This window comes from Staphylococcus simulans, assembly GCF_003043455.1.
Taxonomy (GTDB): domain Bacteria; phylum Bacillota; class Bacilli; order Staphylococcales; family Staphylococcaceae; genus Staphylococcus; species Staphylococcus simulans_A.
The window spans coordinates 1-20,256 of sequence record NZ_PZGG01000018.1; the positions used below are offsets into that span (position 1 = coordinate 1).

Here is a 20,256-nt window from a genome sequence, read left to right on the forward strand (position 1 = left end):
CTCTAATTATACGTGAGGGCTTTATTTTTTTGAAATAATATGAGTATTTTATATAAAAAGCCGAGGAAAATCATTAAAGATTCTCCTCGGCTTTTATTTGAGACTGGATTTATGTCCCAGCCCCAATCCATTTACTTTTCAACTAAATAACGATAAATATCATCGCGTACAGGTGTATCTAAAGCGAGATGCATCGTAACCACATCTTTGCCATCTGGCATTTTTGTTTGTGCTTCAGTACCAGGCATAAAACGTGCTTGACCTAAATAATAGAAGTCCGTTCCTTCACCATCTTCTTTCTTCACAAAGAGATACATCGGAGTATCTAATTCTTGATGTCGCATGACTTTTTGAACTTCATCAGAACTTAACTTTCTTGGTGAACGTGTGAACCATTTCAATTCATTTTGATTAATAAATTGATCTTCATACGCTGTATTGTCACTGATATCTTCACTTTTGTGATACGTTATGAAAATTGGCAATGTGTTATGCTTTTGTTTATAGCCATTAATCACTGCGGATTCATCTTTATCCCAATTCATGACTTTCACAAAGTCTTTTCTGGAATAACGTTCATACAGCAAGAAGTCGTTTTGATTACGATAAACATGCTTATGTTTATATTGAGCTAATTCGATTAAATCGTTAATGTGATGACGGAAGACTTCATTGCTTAAATTCGTTTTAAACTGCTCTGTAAGTCCAATAAGATTGTGTTCTTTATCCCATTCAATCATCGGGGTACCATATCTTTTATCTATATTCTTACTGAAGAAAGTTTCGTCTAATATTTTCAGACTGGTATGTACATCCGCGGTTTTGATTTCACTATCTTTTTGTTGAAGTTTTTCAACTAAACTTTTAAAGCTTTCGTCTTGGCTCATCAATAACTCTAATGCTAAATAATCGGTATTCTTCAAACCTTTCGCTAATTCTTGAGAGATGAACGTCAAGTTCTTAGAAGCATTTTCAGAGATTCTTGTAATAATATTTGTTTTCTCAACTAGAAATTGTTCATAATTTCCATACTTTGAAAGAATTACTTCCGGATCAATCGAATGTTGATGAATGAAATCCATTAAAGTCGGTGTACGACCAATGCGTGCTTTGACTTCATTGAATGCTTGTAAAATCATAGCTTTCTTATTTAAAGTCGCAGATTGAATCGAATCAAAGATTCTCTTTTGGGCTACTTCTTCAAAATTAATCGTTGAAACACCTTTTAATGGCGCATAGTCCGAAATAAATTTTCGATAACTGTCTTTATTATGAGAGTGGTCACCTGACAATGCGATTGGAATCATATAGTTATTCTTATAATTCCCAATGAAATCAATGACTGTCACATAATCTTTGTTCGCACTCTTACGTAATCCGCGTCCGAGTTGTTGTACAAAGATAATACTTGATTGCGTACTCCTTAACATTACCACTTGATTGATTTCAGGAATATCAATCCCCTCGTTAAACAAATCTACCGTAATTATATAATTCAAGCTGCCGTCTTTTAATTGTTGTATCACTTCATTACGCTGCTTTTGTGAATCTGCACCTGTTAAAGGTTTTGTCGGAATGCCTTTGTCATTTAATTTTTGCGCTAAAGCTTGTGCCTCTTTTTTACGACTGACAAAAATCAATCCCTTTAATTCATCACCAGAATAACCGTAATAATGCGTCTTCTCTAAAATATATTTCACACGGTCATCAGATGCTAAGAGTTTTAAGTCTTGAGTATTATCATCCACAACTTGTCCTTCTTGAATATAATCTGAGACACCGAAATAATGGAAAGGACATAAAATATCGCTTTCTAACGCTTTTTGAAGGCGAATTTCATAAGCGACATTATGATTAAATTGCGCAAAGACACTTAAATCATCACTTCGTTCAGGTGTTGCGGTCATTCCTAACATGAATTTCGGTTGAAAGTAATGGAAGATATTTTGATAACTTTGTGCCGCTGAACGATGCGCTTCATCAAAGACAATGTAATCAAAAGCTGCTGGGTCAAACTGTTGATAAATGTCAGGCTTCGACATTGTTTGTACAGTCGCGAATAAATACTTCGCATCCAAATTCTTTTCAGTTCCTGTCAATTTCGCAAAGTCCGCTTCATTCTCATCTGCCAATACTTTACGATAAGCTGCCAATGCATCATTTAAGATAGTTTCACTATGCACGACAAATAAGAAACGCTTAGGTTTAAACGCACGGACATCTAACGCGGACATAATCGTTTTACCTGTCCCCGTCGCAGAAATAATCAGTGCCTTTTCTTCTCCTCGAGCACGCATCTTCGCTAAACCTTTCAAGGCTTCTACCTGCATTAAGTTCGGTTCAATTTTAATCGCTTCATGAATTTTATTTTCTAACAACGTTTGTTTCTGACTTTCTTCAAACAACCGTTGTGTCATTTGCGGTTGATACACCTCACGATACGCCTCAATCCAAGCTTCTGTTAAAGGTGTACTGTCTTCCCATAATCCATTGAATTGGTCTTTTACTTTATAAACTAAATCACCATTTCGATGAGAAGATAATAAAATATTATGTTCATAATTAACTTTCAAAGCATTGGAAGTTAAGTTTGAACTCCCAACGACTAACGTAGAATAAGCATCATGATCAAAAATATAACCTTTCGCATGAAAGCCTGAAACATCTGTCACACGTACTTCCACATTGTCTAACTTCATCAACTCTTCATACACTTTTGGTGAATTGAAACCTAAATAATTGGAAGTTAATATTTTACCTTTAACACCACGTTGTGACATATCATATAAATGCGACTTCAGACTTTGGAGGCCGCTCGGTGTAATAAAAGCGACTGATATCATAAATGACTGACACTTTTCTAGTTCATCGATAAGCGTTGCAAGCACATTTTCTTTTTGATTATTCAGCAATAACTTCGGCACATGGTGTCCTTGATGCACAATAGAACGATCGATAAAGCCTTTATGGAGCGACTGGGTTAAATCCTCAATTAAATGTTCCATAAGCATTACCCTTGTTCAACAAGCAAGTCTACTGCCGGAATGTCTGCCGGTGCCCACTCTAATTGGTGTAACGCTTTAGGAGCCAACCATTTAATTTGGCTATGTTCAGTTAATGTCGGCATCGTTTGTTGTAGGGTACAACGATACGTTGTCAGTTCAATAATCGCAAAATCATATTCATGTGTGGTAGTCGTAACTTTCTCGCCAACTGCTAAATCACATTTCATTTCTTCTTGGATTTCACGTTTTAACGCTTCAATATCTGTTTCACCTTGTTCAATTTTACCGCCCGGAAATTCCCATAATAACGGTAGACTCATTTGTTCACTGCGTTGTGCACATAAAATGTTACCTTGGTGTTCAATCACTGCACCTACGACTCTGATTAACTTTTTCATATGTATCCTCCGCTCACTTCAATATTTCATTACTTATAAGCAGGATCTCATTTTTTATAAAAGATTGCCACACAATTGCAGCAATTTTTTATTTTTTTCATAAAAAATAGACAGGCGCGGCCTGTCTGTTCATCATTTGGTTATCTTTCAATCAAACCGTGAATAATATCTCCATGTCGTTCTAATGTTCTGTCTGCTAATGAAATAATCATAGAATCTCTTTTTAATTCGCTGTCATCTTTAACAATTGAATACGTATCATGCATTTTCACAAAATTTAAAGTTGAACCTTCTTCAAGTTTTAAATCATTTAATACTTCTGGCGGAATTTCTACAAAATAACGTGTTCCGTTTCTTCTGACATGTTGTTGATTCAATATGTTGTTCTGATTCATACAGAAACACTCCATTCATTTTTATATATAAAAATGTCAATCTGTTTTTTTCGGATATACTACCTCTCCATCATCTTCAATAATCGGCATCGCACCCCATTGTCCTAACTTATGTGGCTGCGCAATAATATCACCTTTATTATTTTGCATAATATGATACACGTCCCAACCATGCGCAGCTAAATAATTACTGACAATCAGACGATGACAACGTGCTGGATGATGTTCTGAACACATATAAGCTGTCGTTTGGTTTTGTGCTGTTTCTGTTAATCTTTTAATACCTTCTTTGAAATCGTCTGTTAATGTATAGTCGGCATAGTTATGGAAAGATTCATTTTGCCAACCACTATTCAAGCTGCGTCCCACTGTTTCACTGGGTTGTCTGCGTCCACCTAGAAATTGGTCCGTTTGATACTCAATCCCCGCTTCTTTTAACCATGTCTTCATATTGTCATCTTTAAATTGCGGATGCTTACGGCTCTTCGTAAAGGCTCTGATGTCCATTAAGACTTCAACATCATATTGTTTCAACATTTCAAGAAATGTTTCCTTATCATGATCAGAATGACCGATGGTATAAATCACCTTTTCTTTGGTTTGTCCCATATTGTTCACCTCTCTCTTACTATAGCCTGTTAAAAGAAAAACACGCAAAAACAGTCTCTTTAAAGACTACTTTTGCGTGTCGACGTGTTATTCTTTTTCTTCAATACCTTGGTGAATCAATTCACCGATATATTGTGACGCTTTTCCATTTTCGATACTGCAGAAACGATTGTAGAATGCATCAATCTTATCTTGATATTCTGCTTGTACTTTCGGTAAATCTTTTAAACTTTCAGCGAGTTTATGCGCATCTGTGAAAATTGGTCCTGGTAAATCATTATGGTAATCCATATAGAAGCCGCGTAAACCTTTACCGTATTTCTCAATATCATACGCAAAGAAGAACTGTGGACGTTTTAAAATACCATAATCGAACATCACAGATGAATAATCGGTAATCAACGCATCTGAAATCAAGAAGATTTCTGAAACATCGTCATAATCAGATACATCAATCGCAAAGTTCTCATATCCAGATAAGTCTAAGGCGTTCGCAATCAGATAATGCATACGTAATAAGATGACATAGTCATCACCTAATTGTTTATATAAATTATCTAAGTCGATTTTAAGGTTGAATAAGTATTGTCCTTTTTTAATAAACTCATCATCACGCCATGTCGGTGCATAAGTAATAACTTTTTTATCTTTAGGAATATTAAGCTTCTCACGAATATCTTTAAGATACTCCGTATCATGTTGACGATTGACGAGGACATCATTTCTTGGGTAACCAATTTCTAAGACACGGTCTCTATCCATCCAAAAGGCTGATTCAAAAATTTCAGTAGAGTAACGGTTGGGGGATACTAAGTAATCCCAACGTTCTGTTTCTTCTCTGAAATTACGTTTATATGCGGGCGTTGTTGTGCCTGGCATACGAACCACCTTCATATCATTGGCCAAACGTTTCAACGGCGTACCATGCCATGTTTGAATATACGTTTGATTCTCTTTCTTGTTGATATAAAGCGGTGTACGTGCATTCGTAACCCAATAATGTGCTTTTGAATAAGCTTCGTAATAAGCTTTAGAACCTTTTTTCACTTTAGTCGCATTACCTGGGACATAAGTTTTAGCAGGGTTCTTCAATACCCATATATAGTTATAATACGGATAATACTTCTGCATATATTCATAAATGTATTTTGGACTATCACTATAGTTTTTACCGCCAAATGTTTCAAAGACAATTGTTTTGTTAGAAACATTTTCAGGTGCATCTGTTAACTGATACATAGAACGGTTTTTATTTTTATTACGCATCACAATATTCTTCACATGACGTAACATGCCTCTGTATTTGTTGATCGCAATTGCGGCATTAGGTTGGTTAAACATTAACGCCAACATTTCTACTTTAAATAATGAACCGCCATCTGTTTCTTCTAAGAGATGCCACTTCAATTTTTGAGCTAATTGAATAAGTGTGTCTTGATGTTGTGCATAATGATAAGCATTTTGTTTATTCGCCGGGTCGAATCCTCTACGAATCATACTCGCCATTTTATGTGTCATAAATTGACGGACTTTTTTATTTTTTACTTTTTGAATCGTATGCAGATAAGCATCTGCGTAATCTTCAAATAATTGGTCGAACGCTTGTTGTGTCAGTTGTTCTGTTTCAAAAGGGTCATAGACCTCTCCTCTGAAATAGAATGGGAAACCTAAAATACGCACAAAGCGTTCTGCATATGTCAGATAATCCACTACGAAAGAATTGTCGACATACGTCTTCAAGCCTTCATCAAATTGAAGCTGATGTGCTTGTACGATTGCTGTTTTAAATAAAATGTTACAAGCCGTATTTTTTCTTAAGAATGAATTAGGGTTTGTCTCAGCGTTCATATATTCCAATCTGATTTTATTCTGATCGATGTATTGCGGTTGATTGAGTGTAAATTTATTAATCGGTGCGATTAACGCATCTAAACCATTCACTGTTTTTAAATAGAATTGAATCGCATAAGAAGCCAATTCATCATCCGCATCTAAAAACATAAAGTATGGTGTTTCTACATGCGACATTGCGACGTTACGCGCATGTGCATGCCCTTGGTTTTGTTCAAAGTTAATCACTTCAACCTTTTTATCATAGTCTTTCAAGGTGTCTTCTAAAAGTGCTTGAGAACCATCTGTTGATCCATCGTTGACTATAATCACATTAAAATCTTGGTTGCGTTGTTGTTTCAAGCTCTCGATACAAGCTTGAATATAATCTTCTGAGTTGTAGTATGTGATAATTACTGTTAATTCATTCATGATTGTGAACTCCTTACTTTTTATATCTCTGTTTTCCACATTTTCTTATTTTACTGCTATTTTCTCAGCAAACCAAATAAGAAACCGTAACAAGTATATACGAAATTTACTTTTTTATCATCATCTGACTAATTTAAAAAATTAATAAAAGGTACGTCATTCTATTTATATTAACGTTTTAAATAGCTGTTCGAAATGATGTTGTGCTGCTTGTGGTGTCAAAGGTTGGCGCGTTTGTACATGTTGAAGCGGGTGATTGATAATACGCTCCATCGCCTGCGCTAAAGCCTCTATATCACCTGTAGGTATTAAATACCCATTCTCACCCTCTTCAATGATTTCATTTGGGCCATAACGAATGTCATACGCTAATACCGGACAGCCTTCATTAATACTTTCCATCATAGATAATCCGAATCCTTCATATGTACTCGTTAAAATTGAAGCACGCGATTCACGAAACACCTCTTTTGGATGATTAGTAAATGGTTCGATTTCCACCACTTCTGCCAACTTCTCTTTGGATATTAAATTTTTAATTTCTTCTTGTTCTGGTCCAGAGACACCGCCATATAATTTCAATTTCGTATCGTAACTTTTAGCTTTAAATAGCTTAAATGCCTTTACAATATGATCAATGCGTTTCTCTTTTGAAAATCTGCCTAAATACACAAATTGATTTTTTCGTTCTTGTTCAGGTCGTGTACTCGGTTCAATAAAATGCGGAATGACTTGTATTTTGTGTTCAGGAACATCCGATTGTGCTAGGATATCTTGTTTTTGTTGTGTTGTCAGCACGATGTATTTTGCTACATTTTCGTGGTGATCTATTGCGTAACGATAAGAACCTTTAATATTGTCACCGGTTAAATGTGAACTATGAAAGACGAGTACAGGTTTAATCGCGTGTTGATTGTCAATTAACGGTTCATCTAATAAACGCGCATCATTAAACACAATATCTCCATCTTTAAACATCTCGTTATAAAAATACGCAAACAATGCTTTATCGTTTGTAAAACTTCTGATTACACGACCTTCGCGATATATCAAAATAGAAGTCGCTTCTGGTTTACCATGTTTATTCTCATCAAACCACTTCTGACAATACACATTCCCGTCTAAATCATACATCATTTCACTTATTTTCATATTTTTGCGTGCTGCATAGTAAGTCTTCTTATGCAGATAGCCATAGGTATTATATTCATAGCGGATAACTTTATGTTTCACACCAGGTGTCATTACATCTTCAAAATGAACCACTTCTGAATCCTCATAAAACTTACGATATAGTATGTAAGTTTCATCATTTTTATCGTAATAACGTACGATATCCCCTTTTTTATTCGTACGTGTTGTGTAGTTTGAGAGTGCCACAGATTGTGTTTTATATTTCTTTTCTTTCTTAAAAGTAGTTTTAGGAATATTAAATAAATTGTAGCCAGACAGCCAATCATAGAGATTAATGACTTGCGTATCTTTGTTTAAGATACCCTTTTCCCTAAATTCAGCTAATACCTCTGGATACTCAATATTGTAGTTGGTCGTTAAAATGGTTTGTTTAATACCTAATGTGTCGTGAATAAATTGGATTCGCTTCAACAATGCTTTCGTTCTTCCTCCGTGATTCGGAGGTAAAGTTGATGTAACAGTATAAATCAACCCCAAACCCCATTTCATAAAATTTGTTAGAAAAAATTATATCATCTCTATATTTACACTTTAACTAATAAGTAAAACGAAATATTTAAATTTATCCTTTTTCAAGTTAAAATATTTGCCTCTCCATCAAACATACAGTATAGTTTAATCTACACAGTAGCTTATTTATACTGATAGCCTATATTGAAATCGAGTTGTTATCATTTATATTTAACAAAAGGAGAGTTGCCAAACATGAATCCCAATGATTTACGTGTTATTAAAACAAAACGCGCTTTATCAGAGTCCTTATTCAACTTGTTAAGCGAAAAATTATTTTCTACAATTACAGTCAATATGATATGTGATAAAGCATTAGTTCACCGTACGACATTCTATAAACACTTTTACGATAAATATGACTTATTATCTTATTTAATTACGAATCTGACTAAAGATTATTTCGAAAAAGATATTCGAGAGCGTATTGAAGCACCATTTAAATCTTTAAGTTCTTTCTTCGATAAACCGATTGAAAAAATTGATATCAAACAACGCCATGACCAACAATTTATGGAGACTGTGACTGCTATTTTCATTCAAAAGTTGCGTCAAGATATCATAGACAATGCTGATATTATAGAGGTCCCTGGCAATCCTCCGATTAAAGTGGTTGCGCGTGTCTTCGAATCTACGATTACCGCTATCGGTGATTGGACTTATGATGAACACAAACTGTGTTCCGACTATTCAAATGCGATTGATAATCCTGATTCATTGGATAAGATGTTCAATCAATTACTCAACATTAAAGTTAAGTCAGAATAGCCGTAAAAAATACTTTGTTTAAACTAAAAAATCAGAACAGCTTCATGATTAGAAGTTGTTCTGATTTTTTATGATTTTATTTACTTTTTCTTCTGTTCTTTTTGTTGTAAATACTTTTGACCGTAAGGTACAAATTTTAATTGCGCTTCTTGAGGTATGCCAAAGTATTGTTTAAATACTCTTTGTGTTCTGATTGACCATGGTGATGAGTGTTGCGTATACACATCAAACGGCAACATTTCGACAATAATAACATCATCTTTAGACGCATGTGCCGCTTCTTCTTTTAATTTGACGATACGTTGTGTATTCGCATAAGTCATAAATGAAAATGTACTCATAAACACAATTACTGCGACTAAGGCGATACTGCCTGCGATAAGACTGGTACGTCTTTCAGGCAAAGGCAACTGTTTAAGGACGACTAATAAAATAATCAACCATAATACATACATGAAATAGAAGTTTCTTGGTCCAACTGGTGCGACAACTAATAAAGGTGTCGTCGCTATCACAATCGAAGCCAAACTAAAGTAGGTCGTAAATAAAGACTTCTTAGATAAACCAATAAAATAGAGTCCTACTGCGACTGCACAGAAATAGATCAAACACGCTAAGAAATTGAGTCCTGCAATCCATGGAATGTGTTTCATCGCATCTAAATCGAAAGGTTCATAGATAAAGTATTTATAAACTGTAAAGAACGCCAAAGCTGCCGTTATCACCACTTTATACACTAACGCTAAACTTAAAAATTTCGGACTGCGATATAAAACGATGATTAAAATAACAGCTAAAACACTTAAAAATATGGCGCATTGGAAGTAACCATAGTACGGAATGATTTTTAATAACGTTTGAATGACTTTATCATACATCGAGGTATTAGAACCTACTTGTTGATAAGAGCTATTACCCGCTAAAATATTTAAGTAGTTAGGATTGGTAAACATGATAATTGCGCCAACCCATGTTAAACAAAACCCTATCAATAATTTCAAATTGATCTTGCGATAGATTACCAAGTATACAAGTAGTCCTAAACCAGTAATCGCAATATTATAAAGCGTCACATTCTCCATAAACAACTGGCCAGCAGCACATGCGATAAAAAAGCATATCACTTCAATACGGTATGACCACTTTGTTTTTTCTTCTTGATTATGCAAGGTCTTCAAAATAAATCCTAATACGACTAGTGCGCATAAAGCACTTGTGACGTAGTTATTAAACCCTGCATACCATGCATAAGTTTGTTTGAAGATTGAAGCAGGCATCAACAGTAACATTAGAAAAGTAATTAAGATATAAGCTGTACTTTTAGTTTTATCTACAAACTTCAATATCATCCATAGTATTGAGAAAGAAACCAGCGCATATACTACCATGCGCAATAATAGACTTCTCACGACTAAAATTTCTAAAATATTACCGAAATATCGACCATTCAGTTTTTCAAAATGCTCATTGAACCATTGGTTGTATCCATATACATACCAACTCCAATCATCTTGCGCAAGCGGAACAATCGCCGCAAAAACAAAATAAAAAATCACTAATAATCCATATACAAAACAATATGGGTGTTCCTTAATAATCTTCATGATGTTGTTCTCCTTGTTGTGTTAAACATATAATACACTTTAATTATATGATTGTCATCTTAATCTATAATTAGAAATCATGTCTTTTAATCCCTGTTAAACATGCATCATTTAATAAAATTCACACTCACTTCAATTTTTTACTGACAATTTCTATCTTCAATAGTAAAATTATTAATTATCAATACACCGTGATTTATCACCTTTAAGAAGGAGAACACTTATCATCATGATTCAAATCATCTTGTACTTAACAATCGGACTATTGTTTACCATATTAGATTTAATATTCATCCGACGTAATCGCCGTATTCTTGTTTGGCTCAGTACGTTTGTTTTTTATACGTTATTTATCAATGGTCTCATCATTGGCTTATTATTACTATTTCTAGGAAAACCAAACGCTTTAAAAACGAATATGTATCACACATTTTTCGCAGTTGAATATGGTGTGCTCGCATCTATTATAGGAATCGCTTTATTAATCGTTCACGCTATTTTGATGCATCGTTTAACATTTACTGCTGTGCCAGGTCGTCGTGCTTGGCTTACTACTTTGAATGCTTGTGTATTATTATTACTCGTGTTCACCGGCAGCTTTTTAATCAAATTTACAGATTGGTGGTTTGATTTATTCGGAGAAATGAAAGCAAAAGCTTTTATCTCTAAAATTCAAAGTGTTATACATTTATCAGACCGTATGATACTGCCTGGTTTAATTCAAATGGTACTAGTATCCTCTATCTTTTATACGTTGATTGTACTGCTCGTGATTTATTTCAACCGCTTCAACTTTGTTTGGAATACTAAAAACAAATCAATCATCATTATGAAACGTGCATGGATTCAAACTGCACTCTTCGCTGTAACATTGGCTGTCTTTATTTCCGGTCTGATTTACAGTGTGTATCATCTGCATTTAATAGACGTATGCCTCACTTTGCTTCATCATAAGTAAACAAAGACGCTGTTCAGATTATCGTGACTGATCAGCGTCTTTAGTTATATTTATTCTTTTTATTGTTTTCAAAGTTATATTTAAGCACGTTTAAAGCGCTGTATCACCTGCATACCCATTTGTCGTTCGCTCTGATTCATAATAACTGTCCATAACACAACAGAATATAAGATAACGTAAACGATGATATTCAAGCCTAATACTACTAACCCTTTACCTAAGACTTGTGTTATCCACTGATAAATATAATAGTAAATGACTGTAGAGATAATCATCGGCAACCATATTTTACTCATCTCAAGCCAGAAACGATACATATTTAAACCGATTTTACGATGATAGTATACATTCATAATCAGTGTATAGCCGATAAAACTAAACGCTGCGATAGAAAGCGAAACACCATAACCGCTATATTTCGGTGCTAAAATGACCGCACTGATCATGGCTAACACTAAGGTAATCGCTAAAGCGATAAAACGAAACGTTTGTCGGTTATGCGCTTGAATAATACTGACTGCCGGCAATTGTGAAAGTTGGAAAGTAATCGTAAACATTAAAATCACTGTCATAAGATATGCAGGTCTGAAATCTTGCCCTGCCCAAATCACAATAAAGTTCTCACCAAAAATCACAAAACCAGATAAGATAAATGATAATACAATTAATTGAATACGACTGATACGTACCATTTGTTGAAGCAGACGCTCATTACTCGCACCTTCTACCACTAACATCGAAAATCCTGGGAAGGTCACATTATTAATAGAAGTCGCAAACTGTTGGAAAATCTTTACAAACTGTACCGCAATGACATATATCGCAACCGCAACCGTTCCGTTAATCGCACCTAAAATCATTTGACCAGAATTTAACGTCAATTGTTCGATTGCAATAGAAAACAAGACTAAACCTAAATACACGTTCAATTGTTTCTGTTGTTTTAAGTGACTAAAAGATAATGCACCTTTCCAATCAAAGCGTATCGATACATGACGTCGACATAAAATCATACCTAGGAACAAACAGGCAAAATTGACGATCAATGTAATCAAAATAATTGTGACTGCGCCAAATCCCATCAACAAGAAGGGTGTCGCAATAATCGAAGGCATAATCACTCGAATCAGCAACATACTCTTCGCAATCACAAAGTATTCATACGCTTGTAAGATTCCGTTAAAAATGCCCGGGTAAAATGAAATCATGATATTAATAATGATAAAAATCAACATCAGTTTCAGTTCTGATAGTTGTTGAGGTGCTAATGCATTGCCAAACACTGCCTCAGCATTCAAATACAAAACTAAGCCCATCAAACCAACTAGTAACGAACACAAAAAGTAAATATTTAAGATATTACCTAAGATACGTGCCTCTTGTGCTTTTGAACCTTTGACTCTGTTTTGTGATAAGTATTTGGCGATGGTATTACCGAACGCTAAATCCATAATGTTCAAATAAACTAAAAAGGATAAAACCAAATTATACAACCCATATTCAGAAGTGCCGAGCGTTCTGATGAAGAACGGTGTATATAAAACCGCCACTAAAATATTACCGAATATGGATATGTAGGATAAGATGGCGCCAGCTCTTCTTTGATTCATACTCATAACTCCTGTTTATGTTGGTTGCGCTTGCGTGCAAAGTAAGAACGTAAGACACGTTCTAAACCGAAAATCACAAGCACTGTAAAAATATTCGCTGGTGAAAATGTATCAATAATAAACGCAATCGTACTCGCACGTGGAATAAATAACATCATACGTGCCATAATCAACGCTGCCGCAATGACTAGAATATGTTTTGCGGTCAACATTCTCGTAAATAAAGCGATTAATAAACCGATGACAATACTGCCGAACATCATGCCGACATAACCGAAATCATGATACGTTTCTGCGACGAAACTTGAACCATAACCTACACCTTTAAGATACAAATCTTTCATAATGACATAGGACATAGTATGTGAATATTGATAACCTTCTAAAGCACGTTCAACCGATTGGCCAGACCATCCGCCTTGACCTCCAGTTAAATTGCCCCAGATATTGTATACCGCATACTCTGTTAAAGGTCCGATTGAATAGATTTTATCTGGAATCTCTTTCGCTTTCTCGATAGTATAACCAATGACATTGACACTGATACCTTGTGAGAAGAAAAATGATAACAATGCATCAAAGAAACCACCGTCAGTCTTCTCCCCGCCTCGGTTATTACCGACAAAATTCATCAGTGCTAATAAAATCGGTGCTGAAATAATTCCCGCAATGATGGTCTTTTTGCCAAACCATGCCTGTGTCCCAGTCTGTTTCGCTAAAATATTGCGGTAACAGAAGTAAATAAACAAGATGAGCACATCTAACATAAAGTCAGAACGAGATCCTGTTAATACAGAGAGACCATCTACAAATAAATAGGCCAGTATCGGCAGCCACGCTTTCTTTTGTGCAGGCAATGTCGCCAGGTATACAAAGAAAGCTACTGGGAACATTCGACTGACCAACACAAACACGCCTGGTAAACTCGATTTGAAACTAGCGAAATAGGCATAATATCCTTGTGATTGTGACGCTTGAACCGCTTCTGCCAAATACATCAACTTAAACACAATCGCAATCGTAAAGACACCTAAACTGATGATTCGGATATTTTGTTTATACGTTGACTCAACAGGTTGAAACTGTTTAAAACCTTGTTGAACCGTACGGTCTAACATCGCGAAACCTAAAAAGAGACAAAATAAACTTAAACTCAACAAGATTAAGATATTAAATATTGTGGCTTGATCTGTAAAATACGTTCCCAGCAATTTAAAGTCCTTTTCATGATAATGGAACAGTTTGCTGACAACCATTCTGCCCATTAAAAAGACAAAGAACGTCACATTGAACATAAAGAAGATGACCCGCTGGTTGAACGCTTCTAGTCCATATATGAGATTGTTCAGAAAAAATAATAAGAGTGCACTAAATAACAACGTAATATTCGAAAAGATAATGCCGATTGTAAGCAATATTACCGCAAGCATCAGCACACTCCATCTTAATAACTTGGTCAAACTTCCACCTACTTACTCATTCGTTACTTATTTGTCGTTTCTTGCGTTTTAAACGCTTTCGTCTGGTTGTGTCATAGGTGTCTAGCAATATACCGATTTTACATTCTACGGTTGTGCAAGTTCATGCGCAAATTCAGTATAAAGACTTTCAGAATCACAGAGCGTCTGCCAAGTTTGGTAAGCACCTTTCGCATAGCCTTGATAAGCTTCATCTGAAAGATTTATGAAATATTCAATCGCACGTGCTGCTTCTTCTGGCTTAAGTGCATCACTGATTAAAGTACCATTCACATCTGTTTGTACAATTTCAGCTGTCCCTCCGACATCAGAAGCTACGACAGGAATCGCATTCGCCATTGCTTCCATGACAGAGACGGGTACACCTTCTGATTCAGAAGTATTTAAAAATAACGTCGGGTTATGCTCATGATACCATTTTCTGACCTCTTTGTTCGGCAAACGTCCAATCAATTCATATTGAGAAGGTTTCAATTTCTCTTTCGCTAATGCTTCTATCTTTTGCGCATCCGGACCATCACCGATATGTACCCACTTAAAGTCATAACCTTGTTCATTTAATTGTGCCAAGGCATCAATAATGACATCTAAACGCTTTAATTTACGAATCGTTGAACAGCTGACAAATAAAGGCGGCTGACGTAATGACACTTGATAATTGCCTTCTCCGACACCAAGACGTCTAGTTTCAATTTTATCTGCGTACTTCGGAAACTTGTTGCTTAAATAATTCGAACTCGTATCAGAAACCGGATATAACGCATCCACATGTTTCAACATAGCGTGACGCATCGGCAAGAAACTAAACGGTTTAATATAATCATTCACATCATAACCATGCCCTCTAGAAATAAATGGAATAGAGGCATCACCATAATAATCATATTTTAATTTTCTGCCGAGGTTCGCAGTGATATAAAACCAATAACTGTATATATAAAGCTGCGTATACCCATCATTTTCCGGCAATAAATGTGAACGTACTAAGTCTTGATAAATCGCGTCCGTTCTCGCTTCAAAATACAGATTGTACATCCACTTATAAGGATTTAATGACCCCGCATTTTCACCGATACTGCGTACACGCGGTTGGCTGAATAAAATATTTGGTCCTGTCTTTAAGAAGTTGATAGCTTTATCTTTTAACCCTTGCGGGAAAGGCAAATCGATAACAGTTGCTACGTTAGGCACTTCTCTTGTCACCTTCATCTTCTGACTGACCATCGTTGGAATAATCACGATATGATCAAAGGCTTCTGCCAAATATTTGATTTCCTCTTCTAAATATTCCTCTCCTTTGTAGTAAGGAAAGTAATTCGTCAACAAAATCAGTTCTTTCTTCATAAGTGCTATTCCTCTCTTACTTCTGATTAATATTTTTTCGTAATAACACCGTTGAAATCGTCTTATAAATCACAAATGCATCCATTTTAAAGCTGACGTTCGCCGCATAAAAGGCATCTAAGCGCATGCGTTCTTCCATTGAAGCACTGTTACGCAACAAAGCTTGCGTTAAACCCGTAATACCAGGTTTCACATGAAACTTTGTTTTATAGTAATCTGGATAACGATGTGTATTGCCAAGCGGACTTGGACGCGGTCCGACAAAGCTCATGTCACCTTTCAACACATTCAGTAACTGTGGTAACTCATCAATACTTGTTTGACGTAACACTCGACCGATTTTTGTCACACGTGGATCTTGATCACTATTGAACGTACTGCCATCCGCATTACGAATATCTTGCGCATTTTCTTTCATTGTACGAAACTTATGCATTTCAAAAGGCAACATACCGACACCTAAACGTCGGCCGTTATATAAGATACTGCCTTTATCTTCTCGTTTAATCATCACACTGACAGGCAAAGCGACAATTAATAACACCGGCAATAATACCACAAACAACAACACATCTAACCAACGCTTAATATTTTTCCGGTAATTCATCACGCAGCCCCTCCATTTCTTGATAAATTTCTTGTAATGCATCTATAAATTGATAATGAGGGACAAAATCAAGTTCTGTTTGCGCTCGTGTACCATTCATATAAGAAGGCTCAAAATAATCCGGCACATCTTCATCTTGACGTTGAATATCCGTCGGATTGCCGAACACTTGATTGATGTGTTGAGCAACTTCTAAATTCGTCAATGTTTCACTGCCTTTAATATTTTGAATTAATTGGGCGTTTGGATGTTTGGACACTTGCCAAATCGCTGAAGCTGCATCTTTCGCATATAAAAACTCTCGCGACACATCACTCTCACCCATTACCGTTAAAGGTTTGCCTAACAAAGCTAAGCGCATAAAGTAATTAATCATATAGTTATTTTTCTCATGTGCGCCAAATAAATGCGAGAAGCGTAAACATACAATATCCAGTTGAAAATGTTTACGGTAATACGCAGCAAGTTGTTCAATATAACGTTTATTCAAACCATATAAAGACTTCGGAACTTGATTCACGGCGTCTTCTTCTTGCCAAGGTAATGAAGATGTGTCGTCATATACTGAAATAGAAGAAGCTACAATCACTTGTTTACATTTTCGTTCAAGCGCCGCTTCAAATACATGTTGTGCCATCTGTAATTCTTCTGTATAACTGCTGATGTCTTTTCTTGGTCCTCTATTACCTGCCAAATGCACAATTACGTCATCTTCTTGAAAGATCATCTCCAAAGAAGCCTCACTGTAATCGGTTTGGACTTGATGTGCATCTTCTGTATTTTGTCTGCGTGATAGAACAGTATAATCTATCTTTTTATCTTCTAATAAAGCAGTCAGATAGCGGCCAAGCAATCCTGTACCGCCTGTAATTCTAAAGGCCATTTAGTCTTCCTCCTTCATCAGCGGATAAATATAAAAGCCTACTTTGTCATACACGCCGTTGACTGGTCTGATGAATTCTCCTTGTTGATAGTAACGATAACTTTCTAAGGTATGATCTGGGACTTTGAATTGATAATAATCAATCGGTTGTTTCGGTGTCTCGCACATAAATTCTAAGACTACTGGTTGAGTCGTTGTCGCATCTGTAAAAGTAGGTGCTTGTTCTTCTAATAAATGCTTAAATGTTTTTTCTAACAAGTCATCATGATTATAATATTGAATCAGTTTATGCATATGACAACCGTCAAAGCGTGGTGTGATTTCAATAATAAAGGCTTCATGATTCATCACTTTTACTTGCGCATACACAGGGCCATTTTGAATATTTAAAGTCTTTAAGTGTGCTGCAATCGCTGCTTCTATAGACGCCATCGGATAATCATAGTCAGGGTCAATAATATGTTTATGAATTAAACCTGGATGTTCTGGCCACGTTTCACGCATCGACACTAAGGTGAATTGGAGTTTGCCATCTACAACATAGCCATTCACTGAAATTTCATAGCCTTCGATATAACGTTCAATAATTGCTGCACCTTCTCTTGATTGTTCCACCGCATGCGCAATTGCTTTAGGTAAGTCATCAGCTTGTGTTACCAATGTAATGCCACGTTGACCTTGACCATCTGTTGGTTTCACAAAAACTGGATAATCTATTTCTGTTTGATGATGAATATCTTTTGTAATTTCAAAAGGCACAGAACCTGTAATGCCTTTCGTTTGTGCACGCATCACATCTTTGTGGTTACATGCATACGCTGTGTCATAACTGACAAAATGCGGTAAATCTAAAGCTTCAGAGATTTTATTCGCAACTGGCATAGCTAAATCTGAGCCTACTGAATAAACTGCATCAATATGGTGTTGTTTGATATAAGCGATAACCGCTGCTTCATCTATAATGTTAATCTCTTCAAAATAATCTGCGCTATCAGCACCAGGACCGTCTTTCTTCATGGCTAACGCATGTGTTTCGTAACCCATATCTTTTAACTTCTCAATAGCTTCAGCTTGTACAGGTGCGACACCTAGAATTAATACCTTCTTCATACCAGCACCCCGCCGACTGCTTCATTGACTTGTTTGATAATGTATTCTACTTGTTCATCTGTTAACTGCGGATAAAGCGGTAACGTCAATTCATTCACATAATGTGCATGTGCATTCGGGAAATCTTTAATATCAAAACCATAAGCTTGATACGCTGAAAACATCGGTAACGGTTTATAATGTACATTTGTCGCAATACCTTCATCAGCTAAATGTTCAATAATCGCATTACGTTGTTCCTCTGTCGCACCTTTAATCCATGTAATATATAAGTGACAGCTAGACTCTTTTTCATTATCAAAGTGCTTTAATGTCTTGATAACGTCTGAGTTCAAGTTTTCATCATATAAACGCACGACTTCTTTACGGCGGGCTAAGTTCTCATCATAATGATTGAGTTGATCAAGGCCAATGGCCGCATTGATATCAGTCATATTGAATTTATAACCTAACTCTGAGATGTCATATTCCCAGTTACCTTTCTGCATTTTAGATAACGCATCTTTACTTTGACCGTGCAAAATAGAAGTTTTGTATAATTTTTGTAAATCAAAGCCGTGTGCTTCGTAATCTTTCGTCCATGTGACTGCACCACCTTCAGCAGTCGTTAAGTTCTTTACCGCATGGAAAGAGAATGTGGTAAAGTCAGCGAAACTGCCGCTCTTGGCTTCCCCTTTTGTCGCGCCGAATGAATGTGCGCCGTCATTAATAATCGCAATACGATTTAATACAGCATGCACAGGGTTTTCTGTGTGGAAAAGTGCTTGTTTACAACGCGCAATTTCAAATAATTTATCGTAATCGCATAATTGACCAGCGATATCCACTGGAATAATGGCTTTTGTGTTTTCGGTGATTTTATCTTCAAGTTGTGTGTAATCCATTTCTAAGGAGTCTTTTTGTGTGTCTACTAATACAATTTTAGCGCCGACGTGGGCGATGACTGAGGCTGAAGCGGTGTATGTATAAGCAGAAGTGATGACTTCGTCCCCTTCGCCAATACCTAGTAAACGTAATGTCATTTCTAAAGCAGCCGTTGCTGAGTTCATTGCGACTGTACCTTCTGTCCCCATATAGTCAGTTAATGCTTCCTCGAATGCTTTCGTTTTAGGCCCCGTCGTAATCCAACCACATCTCAAAGTTTCCACAACACTCTCAATGGCCTCTTCAGAAATTTTAGGCGGGCTAAATGGTATTTGCATAGCTATCTTCTCCTTTATCTTTAACGATTATCTCTCACTATGATGCTAAGAAATAATACTTTAGAATATCTGCCAAATATCCAAATGTTTCTTCATTTATCGCATCCATCAAAAAAGATTTCTGCCATTTCATCACACATCGCAAATATTCTAATTAGATATTATGTTCCAATTTAGTAACAGTATAATCCACTAAGTAAAAAGTATTCAATCAATATTCGTAATTAAAATTATTATTTAACAATCCTAATTTTAGAATTACATATCATTAATAAACTAATTATAGAATCAACACTCACTTAACATTCTTTACATACAA

General features: G+C 35.8%; 16 protein-coding genes. 2 read left to right on the forward strand and 14 right to left on the reverse strand.

Going from position 1 to position 20,256, the window contains the following annotated elements:
• Window positions 1–131 precede the first annotated feature (131 nt).
• The 6 genes from BU038_RS04740 to BU038_RS04765 all read right to left on the reverse strand — a co-directional run bounded on the left by BU038_RS04740 (window position 132) and on the right by BU038_RS04765 (window position 8,334).
• Window positions 132–3,005: a DUF3427 domain-containing protein gene (locus BU038_RS04740; protein ID WP_199219686.1), complete on the reverse strand. Its 2,874-nt coding sequence runs from the start codon at window positions 3,003–3,005 to the stop codon at window positions 132–134.
• Between the two features lie 5 nt (window positions 3,006–3,010).
• Entirely contained in the window at window positions 3,011–3,403 is a 393-nt protein-coding gene (locus BU038_RS04745; protein WP_107605056.1) for a (deoxy)nucleoside triphosphate pyrophosphohydrolase, read from the reverse strand.
• 140 nt (window positions 3,404–3,543) lie between these two features.
• A complete protein-coding gene (locus BU038_RS04750) occupies window positions 3,544–3,798 on the reverse strand; it encodes a hypothetical protein (RefSeq protein ID WP_107605057.1) in 255 nt (84 codons plus the stop codon).
• 36 nt (window positions 3,799–3,834) lie between these two features.
• On the reverse strand, window positions 3,835–4,407 hold the full coding sequence (locus tag BU038_RS04755; RefSeq protein WP_107605058.1) for a DUF488 family protein: 573 nt from the start codon (window positions 4,405–4,407) through the stop codon (window positions 3,835–3,837).
• A gap of 87 nt (window positions 4,408–4,494) precedes the next feature.
• Window positions 4,495–6,669: a bifunctional glycosyltransferase/CDP-glycerol:glycerophosphate glycerophosphotransferase gene (locus BU038_RS04760; RefSeq protein ID WP_107605059.1), complete on the reverse strand. Its 2,175-nt coding sequence runs from the start codon at window positions 6,667–6,669 to the stop codon at window positions 4,495–4,497.
• Window positions 6,670–6,834: 165 nt separating this feature from the next.
• A complete protein-coding gene (locus BU038_RS04765) occupies window positions 6,835–8,334 on the reverse strand; it encodes a glycosyltransferase (protein ID WP_241963148.1) in 1,500 nt (499 codons plus the stop codon).
• 234 nt (window positions 8,335–8,568) lie between these two features.
• Here BU038_RS04765 and BU038_RS04770 point away from each other — a divergent pair, with 234 nt between their 5' ends.
• Window positions 8,569–9,141: a TetR/AcrR family transcriptional regulator gene (locus BU038_RS04770; RefSeq protein ID WP_107605061.1), complete on the forward strand. Its 573-nt coding sequence runs from the start codon at window positions 8,569–8,571 to the stop codon at window positions 9,139–9,141.
• Between the two features lie 80 nt (window positions 9,142–9,221).
• Here BU038_RS04770 and BU038_RS04775 read toward each other — a convergent pair whose 3' ends face one another.
• Window positions 9,222–10,745 (reverse strand): DUF6056 family protein, encoded by a 1,524-nt coding sequence (locus BU038_RS04775; protein ID WP_107605062.1) that lies wholly within the window; start codon window positions 10,743–10,745, stop codon window positions 9,222–9,224.
• Between the two features lie 229 nt (window positions 10,746–10,974).
• On the opposite strand from BU038_RS04775, the gene BU038_RS04780 reads away from it, so the two are divergent.
• Window positions 10,975–11,703: a hypothetical protein gene (locus tag BU038_RS04780; protein ID WP_107605063.1), complete on the forward strand. Its 729-nt coding sequence runs from the start codon at window positions 10,975–10,977 to the stop codon at window positions 11,701–11,703.
• A gap of 80 nt (window positions 11,704–11,783) precedes the next feature.
• On the opposite strand, the gene BU038_RS04785 is transcribed toward BU038_RS04780, so the two are convergent.
• The 7 genes from BU038_RS04785 to BU038_RS04815 all read right to left on the reverse strand — a co-directional run bounded on the left by BU038_RS04785 (window position 11,784) and on the right by BU038_RS04815 (window position 19,937).
• Entirely contained in the window at window positions 11,784–13,313 is a 1,530-nt protein-coding gene (locus BU038_RS04785) for an oligosaccharide flippase family protein (RefSeq protein ID WP_107605064.1), read from the reverse strand.
• 2 nt (window positions 13,314–13,315) lie between these two features.
• The gene (locus tag BU038_RS04790; protein WP_107605065.1) at window positions 13,316–14,773 is read right to left on the reverse strand and encodes an O-antigen polysaccharide polymerase Wzy family protein; all 1,458 of its coding nucleotides are present in this window, start codon (window positions 14,771–14,773) and stop codon (window positions 13,316–13,318) included.
• Between the two features lie 105 nt (window positions 14,774–14,878).
• Entirely contained in the window at window positions 14,879–16,135 is a 1,257-nt protein-coding gene (locus tag BU038_RS04795; RefSeq protein ID WP_107605066.1) for a glycosyltransferase, read from the reverse strand.
• Between the two features lie 16 nt (window positions 16,136–16,151).
• On the reverse strand, window positions 16,152–16,742 hold the full coding sequence (locus BU038_RS04800) for a sugar transferase (protein WP_107605067.1): 591 nt from the start codon (window positions 16,740–16,742) through the stop codon (window positions 16,152–16,154).
• Window positions 16,720–17,625, reverse strand: a complete 906-nt coding sequence (locus BU038_RS04805; RefSeq protein WP_107605068.1) for an NAD-dependent epimerase/dehydratase family protein — start codon at window positions 17,623–17,625, stop codon at window positions 16,720–16,722. The genes BU038_RS04800 and BU038_RS04805 overlap by 23 nt, the downstream gene beginning before the upstream one ends.
• Window positions 17,626–18,735, reverse strand: a complete 1,110-nt coding sequence (locus tag BU038_RS04810; protein ID WP_107605069.1) for an ATP-grasp domain-containing protein — start codon at window positions 18,733–18,735, stop codon at window positions 17,626–17,628.
• Window positions 18,732–19,937: a DegT/DnrJ/EryC1/StrS family aminotransferase gene (locus BU038_RS04815; protein ID WP_107605070.1), complete on the reverse strand. Its 1,206-nt coding sequence runs from the start codon at window positions 19,935–19,937 to the stop codon at window positions 18,732–18,734. The genes BU038_RS04810 and BU038_RS04815 overlap by 4 nt, the downstream gene beginning before the upstream one ends.
• Between the last annotated feature and the right edge of the window lie 319 nt (window positions 19,938–20,256).